Source organism: Flavobacterium sp. GW821-FHT11G01, assembly GCF_058808175.1.
In genome coordinates, this window is sequence record NZ_JBXARK010000007.1 from 114004 (window position 1) to 125899 (window position 11896).

6 protein-coding genes are annotated in these 11896 nt (G+C 34.6%); 2 read left to right on the top strand and 4 right to left on the bottom strand.

The genetic code is table 11. From position 1 onward, the window contains the following. Nucleotides 1-11 precede the first annotated feature (11 nt). Nucleotides 12-2165 (bottom strand): glycoside hydrolase family 3 protein, encoded by a 2154-nt coding sequence (locus AC1RRN_RS13990; protein WP_492967878.1) that lies wholly within the window; start codon nucleotides 2163-2165, stop codon nucleotides 12-14. 457 nt (nucleotides 2166-2622) lie between these two features. Between AC1RRN_RS13990 and AC1RRN_RS13995 the strand changes: the two genes are divergently transcribed. Beyond that, nucleotides 2623-4296 carry a GLPGLI family protein gene (locus AC1RRN_RS13995; protein ID WP_492967879.1) on the top strand — a complete coding sequence of 558 codons (1674 nt, stop codon included), beginning with the start codon at nucleotides 2623-2625 and terminating at the stop codon, nucleotides 4294-4296. 110 nt (nucleotides 4297-4406) lie between these two features. Beyond that, nucleotides 4407-5375, top strand: coding sequence for a M20/M25/M40 family metallo-hydrolase (locus AC1RRN_RS14000; RefSeq protein WP_492967880.1), 969 nt, complete (start codon nucleotides 4407-4409; stop codon nucleotides 5373-5375). 255 nt (nucleotides 5376-5630) lie between these two features. On the opposite strand, the gene AC1RRN_RS14005 is transcribed toward AC1RRN_RS14000, so the two are convergent. The 3 genes from AC1RRN_RS14005 to AC1RRN_RS14015 all read right to left on the bottom strand — a co-directional run bounded on the left by AC1RRN_RS14005 (nucleotide 5631) and on the right by AC1RRN_RS14015 (nucleotide 11858). Beyond that, entirely contained in the window at nucleotides 5631-7196 is a 1566-nt protein-coding gene (locus tag AC1RRN_RS14005) for a SusD/RagB family nutrient-binding outer membrane lipoprotein (RefSeq protein WP_492967881.1), read from the bottom strand. Between the two features lie 31 nt (nucleotides 7197-7227). Then, a complete protein-coding gene (locus AC1RRN_RS14010; protein ID WP_492967882.1) occupies nucleotides 7228-10563 on the bottom strand; it encodes a SusC/RagA family TonB-linked outer membrane protein in 3336 nt (1111 codons plus the stop codon). A gap of 278 nt (nucleotides 10564-10841) precedes the next feature. Next, entirely contained in the window at nucleotides 10842-11858 is a 1017-nt protein-coding gene (locus tag AC1RRN_RS14015; protein ID WP_492967883.1) for a LacI family DNA-binding transcriptional regulator, read from the bottom strand. Nucleotides 11859-11896: the final 38 nt, after the last annotated feature.

An 11896-nucleotide genomic window follows, 5' to 3' on the forward strand; every position in this document is an offset into this window, starting at 1 on the left:
ATTCTAATTCCCTACTTCGCAATCTGAAAACTTGTTTCCAATGCAGCATCTCTCGAATTCGAACCTATTTTCACTTTGTACTCTCCTTCGTAAATTTTGAACTGCTTTTTTGTATCGTCCCATTTTTGAAGTTCTTCTAATGGAATTTCTAAAGTTAAGATCTGGGAATTTCCTTTTGAAATTGAAATACGTTTAAAAGCCTTCAATTCTTTTAACGGCATTCTCTCGACATTTGGATATTCAATATAAACCTGAGCCACTTCATCTGCATCGTATTGTCCTGTATTTTCAATTTTAATTTGCATTGAAATTTTATCTGAAGCCGATTTAATATTCTCCGGTTTTTGAACCCAATTATATCCAAAAGTCGTGTAGCTTAATCCGAAACCGAAAGGATATTGCACTTCTTTACTAAAATAACGGTAAGTTCTGTCTTTCATCGCATAACTGCTGTAATCTGGCAAATCGCTAAAAGATTTGTAAAAACTAATAGGTAAATGTCCCGATGGTGTTACTTTTCCAAAAAGAAGATTCGCCAAAGCCGTTCCGCCTTGTTCTCCAGGATACCAGGCAAAAACAATCGCATCTACATAAGGTTCAATTGCCGAAATGTCAACGGCACTACCGCCAGTTATAACTGCTACAAGAGGTGATTTAGTTCCTTTTCGAATCGCTTTGATATAGGCAATATGCGAAGCTGGTAAATCCATGTTTTTTCTGTCGCCTTTACCATCAGCAAGGAAAGCGTCGCCTTCTTCGCCTTCATAAACAGGTGTAAAACCAATTACTGCAATCGTTAAATCGGCCATCGAAGCCGCCCAAACACCACCAAAATTGGTTGTATCCGTAAAGTCGCAGCCCATATCATATTCTACCCGGGTATCAGGATCAACAGCACCCGCGATTCCTTCTACAAAATTTACAGCTTTATCTGTGATTCCGTGATAATTCCCCAATAAAGCATCTAATGAAGCTGCATTTGGACCAACAACCATAATCGATTTATAATCGTCTTTTTTTAATGGCAATAACTTTGTTTTGTTTTCTCCCACTTCAGCATTTTTTAGCAAAACCATACTTTGCTCTGCCATTTTTCTGCTAAGATTTCGATGATACGTATTTGCTATACTGTCGATACCATATTTTCGGTACGGATTATCTTCCGGTTTGTCGTAAAATCCTAATTTGAATTGCGTCCTCAAGGTTGGTGCCAACGCATTATCAATGTCTTTTGTAGTAATCAATTTTTGATTCAACGCGTTAATGGCATCTTTTTGCAACAAGCCGCTGCAATCCATATTTACACCGCGTTTAATTGCTTCGGCTGCAACAGTCACACTGTTTGGTAACGTTTTATGCCCTTCATAAATATCTTGTAATGCCCAACAATCGGTTACTACATGTCCGCCGAATTTCCATTCTTTTCTTAAAATATCCTGCAATAATGTTTTACCGGTACAACAAGGTTCAGAATTTACTCGGTTATAAGCACACATTACTGTTTCGACTTTTGCGTCAACCAGTTTTTTGAAAGCGTACAAATACGTTTCTCTCAAATCTTTTTCGTCTACAATTACATTTATTGAATGTCGTGTTTTTTCGGGTCCACTATGCACGGCGAAATGTTTGGCACAAGCCGCTGTTTTCATATATTTAGGATCTGTTCCCTGCAATCCTTTAATGTACGCGGTTCCCATTTTTCCTGTCAGAAAAGGATCTTCACCATAGGTTTCCTGTCCTCTTCCCCAGCGTGGATCCCTGAAAATATTGATATTTGGCGACCAAAAATTCAGTCCCATATATTGTAAACGACGGTCTTTGGCTACAGCCATATTATTCTTGGCTCTGGCCTCAGTCGAAATTGAATTTGCTACTTCATTTAATAATTCATCATTAAAAGAAGCCGCCATACCGATTGCTTGCGGAAAAACCGTTGCCTTACCCGCTCTCGCTACTCCATGCAAAGATTCATTCCACCAATTGTATTGCGGAATATCCAATCTTTTCACTGCTTTGCTTTCAAATCCTAATAAAGAAATTTTCTCTTCGGTTGTCAATTGTTTCAGTAAATCTTCGACTCTTTTATCAATTGACAGATTCTGATTTTTATAAGGAAATGCTTTTTGCTGGCCTTGTAGTATACTCACACCAAAACAAAAAATCATTATTAACCTGTAGTTTTTTAAACAATTCATTATTGTATTTTATTATATTAATACTAAAAGGGCGGTAACATTTTAAAAATAAACACTTTATACAATACATCAAAAAAGTACTCTAATATATTTTCTACTAAATTTATATTCTTTTAGAAATTGAAAGATATAATGGCTTCTGATTATATATTAATTCAATATTATCTTTGTTTAATCAGGATTTACCTTTCGATAAAACAAAACAGCGTTATTTCTTATTACAATTCAAAAATTTTTATCTTAGCTTTTTATAAAAATCAACCCAGACCATAATCTCTATTTTCTAATCCTATATCATTATAACACAATGGAATCAGAATTTTAATATCATTTTATTAAATCGATTTAGTAAAATAACGAAACCTCTTTTAATTTACCAAAATAACCTTCTGTTTTTATTCAAAAAACTGAGAAACAAAACCATAACATGAAGAAAATTTTATTTACATTTTTTACCTTTTGCCTAATCACTTTATCTTTTGCCCAAAAAACGCCTAAAGCAATTAAAGTTACCTATCAAAGAAGTTATAACGGAAAAGTAATTCCTAATCAGGATGCCTTGTTTCTCTATGCTTCAAAAGACTTGAGTTTGATCACAACAGATAAAATCTTACAGCAAAAAGCAGATTTTCCGTTTGAGCAAACTTTCGTTGATTTTAATACTAGGACCATTTCGCAATTAGCACAACTCAAAACCAATAAATTGATTCTTACGCATGACAATGAGGCTTTGGGAAAACAAAAAATTGAATTCACAACTGAAACCAAAAAGATTCTAAATTTCAACTGCAAAAAAGCGATAACGATAGTAAACTCGAATAAAATTGAAATTTGGTACACCAATGACTTGGGAATAAAAGGCGGACCAAGTGTACTGGGACAGGATTTGGGTTTGGTTTTGGAAACGAACAGAAATGGCAATAGTATTGTTACAGCTACCAAAATTGAGAATTTAAAAGCAGTTCCGGCCATTCTTTCCATACCAAAAGTTCAGGAAGCAGACCAATTGACTTACAAAGATTTGTTATGGAAAAGTCGTTTTGTGAATATTCCTGTTTTTAACAAAGAACAAATTCATTTTACAGGCGATGCAAAATCGAATGACAGCATTTTTAGATACGCTAGCGGAACAGTAATTGTGAGAAAAGTAAAATTTCCTGAAATTAAAAAAGGAAGTTCTGTTTATGTTGATGTAACACAGCAATCTAATGGCGATGCATACGACAGAACCGGTTCGGTTTTTATGATTCCAATGGATAAAAAAAGTTCTTTTCTGGACGGATTAAAAAATGGAGTAAATACATTACCAATTTATGAAAACGGAAATGGTAAAAAGTATCAAGGCGTTGTGGCAACTAACGAATATACACCTTTACTGGAAATGATGCGTTTCTTTACTCCTTTTGGGGTGAAGCATTTTAACTATTTGCAATTAAAAAATAAGGTTTGGCAGGATAGTGTTTTTTATCGCCAGGACATTTCACTTTTACAACCTAAATTGAGCAATCAGGAAGTGTATATCGGAATGTTTATTGGGAATTACGATGCGGGCGGACACAAAGCAAGTTTAAACATTACGATTCACCAAGGTGAAGATAATAATCCTAAAGGCGATTTTATTTTACCTCTCTTCAATACAGTCAATGTAATGGAAATGGCAGGGCAGGAATACGCAACTATGTTTGATAATAAAAAAGGACTGGAAATGACTTTTGAAGTACCGGAAGGTTATAAAAATTTCAAATTGAGTTACACCACAACAGGTCACGGAGGTTGGGAAAATGGCGATGAATTTTTACAGAAAAAGAATACTATTCTTATCGACGGAAAAGAAGTGTTTGGATTCACACCCTGGCGCACTGATTGTGGCTCGTACCGCTTGAGCAATCCGGCATCCGGAAATTTTGGCAATGGATTATCATCATCTGACGAAAGTCGTTCTAACTGGTGCCCGGGAACAACTACAAATCCAAATTTGATTGATTTAGGAAATCTTTCGGCAGGAAAACATACGATTTGTGTTTCTATTCCGCTTGGAAAACCGGAAGGAACCAGCAGCAGTGCATGGAATGTTTCCGGGTTTTTGATTGGAGAAAGGTAATTGATAATTAAATTTAGATAATATCGACTTACTAAGTAAACGTAAGTCTTTTTATTTTTAAGTTTCTAAGAAAACGTAATTAGTAAATCTTATAAATTAATGCCCTAAACATGTTTAAAAAAATTCTTTTTCTTTCTGTTGTTGCTTTTATTGCCACCGAAAAAGGAAGTGCCCAATCTACATTTTCAGCTGAAAAATTCCTGAAACACGACACTTATTTGGCTTCTGATAAATTAGAAGGGCGCCTTGCCGGAACCAAAGGCAACAATGAGGCTGCAGCTTACATCAAAAAATATTTTAAAAAATTTGGACTGAAAAAGTTCAATAACGATTATTATCAACCGTTCAAAATATTCATAAAACCCGATATTAATAAAATGAAATCGGATAGTGTATCGACTCAAAATGTTGTCGGATACATAGAAGGTTCTGATGAAAATCTAAAAAAGGAATTCATCGTAATTGGAGCGCATTATGACCATTGGGGTTGGGGCGGAAAAGGTTCAGGCAGCAAGAAAAAAGATACGATTGCAATTCATAACGGAGCCGATGATAATGCTTCAGGTGTTTCGGCTCTTTTATCTATTTTAGAAGAATTACATCATAATAAAATTGCTACCAAAAGAAGTATTATTTTCATTTCTTTCAGTGCTGAAGAAGAAGGTTTATTAGGTTCGAAGTATTTTGTTAATCATCTTCCGGTAGATAAAAATGCTGTAAAGGTGATGATCAACATGGATATGGTTGGTCGCCTTAATGATAAAAAGGAATTATATATGGGAGGTGCCGGTACTTTTCCGGATGGAGTTGAATTGATGAAAAAATTAGGTGAAGGCAGCGGACTAAATCCGATTGTTTTTGCAGGAGATGTTGGCGGTTCTGATCACGTTACTTTTTATAAAAATGACATCTCAGCAGTTGGATTACATACAGGCGGACATCCGCAATACCATACACCAGAAGACGATACTGCTTTGATTAATAGCGAAGGAGCTGTTTTAGTTTGTCGATACATTTACAATGCGTTGACTGCAATTGCTAATTATGATCAACCGTTAACTTTTATTAAGCAAAATTAAATATCACCTTTCTCGAAGATTTAATTAGATCAAAATATATCTTCTAAAAATAAAAATCGGAAAAGTTACAGTAAAATAAACTGCAACTTCTCCGATTTTTTTATGCAATCCAGTAACAAATCAGTATCAACTTTGCGTCCTATAGCTATTGTCATTTGTTATTTTCATTGCTATTTACAAAGAAACCCCATCGTTCGGGATGATCCGGACTCTGGGGTTTCTTACTAAAAAACAAAATATTAATTTAAAAGGAGCTTACTTTACATCCCAGAAAATTTTAGTACTTAAGTTATCTTTATCCTTAACTGTGTTGTAGTTTGTTGTATTATAAACTCTTTCAGAATTTGGATACGTCCAACGTGTTGGAGGCGTTTTTCTGATACTGCTTGTTTCATCTTCCATAAAAGTTAATGCCGGAAGTTTCAATCTTCTTTGTTCAGCCCAAGACTCATCAGCCTGCATTACATTATAATGAATGTATTTTTGAAAAGCAATTAGTTTTAATTGATCGGCAGCTGTTGTAGCACCTGCAAAGTTAATTTTAGCAATGTAAGCATCAATTTCAGCAGCTGTTGGTTCAGTAGTTGGTTTCCAAGTTAAAACATCAGCTTTATCGCCTAATCGTACATAATATTCAACAGATTGTCTGATCGCTTTTTCAAAATGTGTTTTTGCTGTAGTAGCATTTCCATTTCTTGAATAATACTCAGCAAGAATTAAGTTTACTTCGGCAGCATTTATTAATGTTCCCGGTAACCAGTCATTTTTACTAATTACAGATCTATTGTAAATTGCTATTTGAGTATTAGCTATTAATTGATCCTGAACTCCTGATGTTAATAATGGATCAAGTCCTACATATGCAGTTGCACTTGCTCCTTTTTCAAACAACCAAGGCTGACGAGGATCACTGTTTGCATTCATGTGGTCAATCATAGGTTTTGGGGCAATGTTGTTGTTTCCTGTTTCTAAAGCATCAAAGAAACCTGAAGTATCTAAATCAGTATCTTGAGTATACACTTTGAATGCAATATTCTCTGCATTTTCGTCAACAATTTTTGCTTCAGCAATGATTTGAGCCATTTCTGTATTTGCTCTTGCTGACATAGCAGGAACTGCAGAAACTCTGTTTAACAATTTCAAACGCAAAGAATTGCAATAGTTTCTCCACATTACCAGGTCTCCTTTATTGATCAGATCCTGATTTTTGAACTCTACTTCTACCTTAGCAGGTAAAGTAATGGTATTCAATTCCGTAGAAAATGCTTTCAATTCATCTAACATCTTCACATAAAGCTCCGTTTGATTATCGTATTTAGCAGCTGCGGCGTCATAATTACCACCTGTCATACTAATTTTACCCGCTTCAGAGAAAGGAATATCTCCAAAATTATCAATCATTTTTGAAGTATGGTCATACAAATAAATCGTTGAAGTAATTGCATAGATTCTATTTCCCGCTTGCTCAGCAGCAGGTAAAGAAGCCATTACTTTTTCCAGTTCTCTATATTGAGCAATAAACTTATAATATCTCTCCCATCTGTTCGTTACAGCTGCTCCCGGAACATAACGACCTGTCATGTTTGTAAAACCATGAGCCTGAGTATAACTTAAAGAAGTAGTTCTTATAACAGTAAAGTAGTTCCAATAAGATGGAATTACGTCTTCAAAGTTAATTTTCATGAAACCGGCAAATTGTTTAGGCACATTTGTCGATGTTACTGTAGACGGATCTCTGTACGCGTCTTCAAAATCAGCTTGCGAACATGAGCCTAGAAAAATTGCTGCTGTCGCTAGTGATATATATAATAATTTTCTCATGTTGTCTATTTTTTAATTATAATTTATCAAATTAGAAAGATGCTCTCAACATTACACCGTAACTTCTTGTTGATGGCGATAATCCTGCATTATTTACGTTTTTATCCCATCTAGATCCTGAAGTAGTTGCTTCTGCATCCATATCCTTAATTGTTCTGTAGATATAAAATAAATTACGTCCGAAGAAAGAAACACTTAATTTAGTAGCTCCAATTTTAGCAGCATAAGATGATGGCACATTGAAAGCAAGAGATAACTCTCTCAATTTAACATAGTCATTTTTCTGAATGTATAATTCATAACGTGAACTACTGTATTGAGGACCTCCCCAGTTGTAAGTCATGTTATAATAACCAGCCTGAGAGATTACATTTGTATTTGCTGAACCATCTGGAGCAATACCATCCATTAACATACCGTCACGGAATAATTGTTGTCCTGCTGGTCCTGCTGTTGCGCTATTTGGAACCTGAACTCCTTTACCATTATCCATGTAATATGTTAAACCTCCACGATCATTTGTACTATTATTCAATGACTCTTCAGTTAAACCTCTTGATGTCATCCAGTTGATACCTGTAGGCATCAAATAACCTCCATAAGAGTAATCAATACTTACATCTAATGTGAAATTTTTATAAGTAAATGTGTTTAACAAACCTCCTACACCTTTAGCCATAGCAGTTCCGTATTTTTCCCATTTGTCTCCGTCAAGCATATAGTATCCGTCAGAGTCAACCATTTTATTACCACTTGCATCTGTTTTAATAGGATGCGCATAGATACCTCCCATTGGGTCACCTACAACTGATTTTAACTGAGCAGCAGATCCATCATAATCAGCATGCAATAATTCTGTTGCACCGTTAGCTAATTTTAAGATTTTGTTTGTGTTTTTTGCCCAGTTTAAAGTTACATCCCAAGAAAAACTTTCAGATCTAAAAGGAGAACCAGTCAAAGCAATTTCAATCCCCTGATTACTCAACTCCCCTACGTTAGCTAAAATTTTGCTTGCTCCTGTAGTTGGTGCTAATGTCAAATCAAGAATTTGATCTTTAACTTTTGCATTATAATAAGAGAAATCTAATCCTAATCTTCTGTCAAAGAATTTAGTTTCGAAACCAAGTTCATATTCATTTTTCATTTCAGGTTTGATTCCTTCATTTCCATAAACATCCTGAGAATTTGTAATTAAAACAGGGTTAGTAGTTCCCTGAGTTCCTAAAGTTGTTTGTTGGTATGCAACGTTAGCTCTGTAACGATCCGGGTAGTTACCCACAATACCCCAAGAACCACGCATTTTTGCATAGCTAATAAATTCTGGTAATTGTACAGCATCTGACAATACAAAACTTGAATTCACAGAAGGATATGTAAAGGCATTGTTATCTGGGTTCATTGTAGAAGTACGGTCTCTTCTGATAGTTCCTTCAATGAACAAATAATTTTTGTAGCTTCCGCTTAAAGTTCCAAAAACAGCATCTTTAATCGTTTCATATCTTGAAGAAGTACTTGTAGCAAGTCCTATAGATGAATTCATATCATACCATCCTTCAACACTTAAACCACGATTCGTTGAACGTGATAAAGTTCTACCTGTTTCCTGAGTACCTGAATAACCAACAACAGCATTTACACCAAAGTCTTCATTGATTTTTGTATTGTAAGTCAATAATAAATCTCCATAAAGAATATTATAATCCTGAGAGTCCATCATGAAAGAACCTGAAACATCTCCGTCACCTCCAAATTGGTAAAGTAAAGGTATTTCTACAGGGTTTTTATTTTCTGTATTTATTGAAGTTAAATCAGTCGAAATACGACCACGTAAAGATAAGTCTTTAGTAATTGAAAGCGTTTCAGTAACACTTGCAATTAAACGGTTTGTAATTTCGTCTTGTTGTTTAGCGTTTGTATTCCAGAAATAATCTAAAATATCTGTTTTATAACCATTACGGAATATATTTTCGCTAGGCGTTAAACTTTGAGTTCCCTGACCTATAACGTATTTATACCCTAAACTAGTTTTGTATTTCGCTTTGTACCAATCACCATTATCAAATGGGCTAAGCATACCTGTAAAGTTATTAACCAAACGGTCCATAGCAAAGGTACGGTTATGTATGTCCTGATTTAAGTAACTAACAATAACATCTGTTTTTAACTTACCTGTTTTGAATGATGCATTTACGTTAAAATTGTTCTTTTTGTTATTATTACCCATACTTAATCCTTCTGACTCAATATGTGTATAAGAAAAACGAATATTGCTGTTTTCAGTACTGTTTGTAATAGCAAAGTTTGTTGTACCATCCCATGCATTTTGAAACATGTTTTTGTATCCATCTCTCTGAGCAGAATACGGACGGATAACTCCATCCCAAGACATAACCGGTTGTCCGTCGAACCATGGACCAAAGTTATTACTACTAGCAGAAACTCCTCTGGTATCAGCAACTCCGTCTCCATTTGTATCATAGTGAGCAAAACCATCCGGAGCTAAAAATCCTGTAGAATAGTTTGCATTTGTCCATCCCGGACCTCTTTCATATTGAAATCTTGGCAAGTATGCAATTTGATTTCCAGAATAACTAGTACTAAAATCAATACCTAAACCTTTTTTTCCTTTACCTGATTTAGAAGTAATTAATACAACCCCATTTACAGCTTCAGAACCGTATAGTGCGGCTGCAGAAGCACCTTTAAGAATAGAGATATTCTCAATATCTTCAGGGTTAATATCTGCTAAACCATTATTTTTAACACGTGGTGCATTCCAGTAATCATTGTTATTAACCTCACCATCACGAATTGGCACACCATCTAAAATGATAAGTGGCTGATTTCTTCCGGTAATAGAGTTAATTCCACGGATCTGAATATTGATTGCTCCAGCTCCACCTGGAGTAGAACTAATACGTACACCTGGTGCTTTACCGTATAAAGAATTAGCAATAGTAGGCGAAGCCGTTTTTACGATAGCATCCGCTTTAATTATACTTGTAGCATAACCAATTGACTTGTTCTTTTTAGATTGCCCCAATGCAGTAACAGTAACACCATCAAGTTCATTAGTACCACTTGCTAATCTGATTTTTATTCCATCAACAGCTTTTAGTTCTGTTGTTTTGTAACCTATTGAGCTTACTATGATAGTAGCACCTTCTTTTACAGAGATTGTAAATGCTCCGTTCTCGTCAGTAATCGTTTCTACTTTTGTTCCTTTTTCTCTAACAATCGCTGATGGAACGGGTGCATTAGTATTGTCTGTAATTACCCCAGAGATTGTTGTGTTTTGTGCTTTCGCATTTTGAAAGCACAATACCATTAGAAAAACTAACAGCGATTCGTATAACAGTTTTCTCATAATTAATATTAGTTTGGTTTGGTTTTTAAATTTTGTTTAAATTGAAAGATTCCGATTTCTAAAAAATATTGAATACTAAAACCTTTAATTTTAAATCACCTCTTTCTCCTTATCAGAATTTGGCAATAAGATCCTTGATTAATACTCTGTTTCTTTTTACATCATAAGCTTTTGTTTGTTTAATAATTTGTTTTAAGTTTTCTTAGTCATTTTTTGAATTATCTTTTTACCAGTACTATAACGTTTTAGTATTTTGTTTTAAAAAAAAGGCTCTTTAATTATGAAACCGATTCCCTTATAATTAGACTGCCTTTTTTCTTTTCTTTTTCAATTTTATAATTACTTCCGTCATTCATTTGAGCCATTAACAACCTTACTGCTTTTTTTCCCATTTCTTCAATTGGTTGGGATAAAACAGTTATAGAGGGCGAATGCAACCTGAAACTGTCATGATCATCAAAACTAATTACAGCTTTATCTGTTGGAATTTTTAATTTCAATTTCCTAAAAGACTGTAAACCTGCCAGCAACAAATAATTTGCTCCAAACAAAACAGCATCAGTTTCAGGGTTATTGCTTAAAAATTCAGTAATCTTTTCTATTCGTTCCTCTTCAGCAATATGGTATTCCATATCAAGTATTTTAGATTCATCATACAATCCTATTTCTTTCATCGCATGAATGTATCCGTCTTTTCTTAGCTGCATCTGAATTAGTTGTGAGTAATTCGTAACAAATGCAATTTTTTTAAATCCTTTATCCAAAAAATAATTAGTTGCTGTTTTTCCTCCTTCGAAATTATCCAGCACAACATGACTTACTTCTTGTCCTTCAAAATAACGATCCAGCAAAACAACCGGGCATTGAAGGTCCGATAATCGGTCGATAGTCGTTTTCATATTCTCCGTTGGTGTGATAATAAAACCATCAACATTGGCCTGTAACAGACTGTTAACCAATTCAACTGCACGAGCATCGTCTGCACCTGTACTGCAATAAAAAACTCTATAATTCAAATTTATTGCTTCTCTTTCAATCACCCTTGCCAAATCAGCAAAAAACTGATTGGAAATATCTTCTACAATAAGCCCAATAGATCTTGTTTTACCAGTTCTCAGACTACTGGCGATCATATTGAGTTTAAATTTCATTTCTCCGCTAACTTTAAGAACTTTTTCAATTACTTCTTTACTGATCCCCATCTTTTCCCCTTTATCGTTCAGCACAAATGAAACCGTAGTAACCGATACATTTGCCGCTTTCGCGATATCTTTGATAGTGATCTTTTTTTTCATAAAACGTTAACTTTATCTTAAACCTTAGTTAATTATTA

Excerpts from the sequence above, each read along its gene's own strand:
- AC1RRN_RS13990 (WP_492967878.1), bottom strand. The coding sequence starts at position 2,165 with ATGATTTTTTGTTTTGGTGTGAGTATACTACAAGGCCAGCAAAAAGCA.
- AC1RRN_RS13995 (WP_492967879.1), top strand. The coding sequence starts at position 2,623 with ATGAAGAAAATTTTATTTACATTTTTTACCTTTTGCCTAATCACTTTA.
- AC1RRN_RS14000 (WP_492967880.1), top strand. The coding sequence starts at position 4,407 with ATGTTTAAAAAAATTCTTTTTCTTTCTGTTGTTGCTTTTATTGCCACC.
- AC1RRN_RS14005 (WP_492967881.1), bottom strand. The coding sequence starts at position 7,196 with ATGAGAAAATTATTATATATATCACTAGCGACAGCAGCAATTTTTCTA.
- AC1RRN_RS14010 (WP_492967882.1), bottom strand. The coding sequence starts at position 10,563 with ATGAGAAAACTGTTATACGAATCGCTGTTAGTTTTTCTAATGGTATTG.
- AC1RRN_RS14015 (WP_492967883.1), bottom strand. The coding sequence starts at position 11,858 with ATGAAAAAAAAGATCACTATCAAAGATATCGCGAAAGCGGCAAATGTA.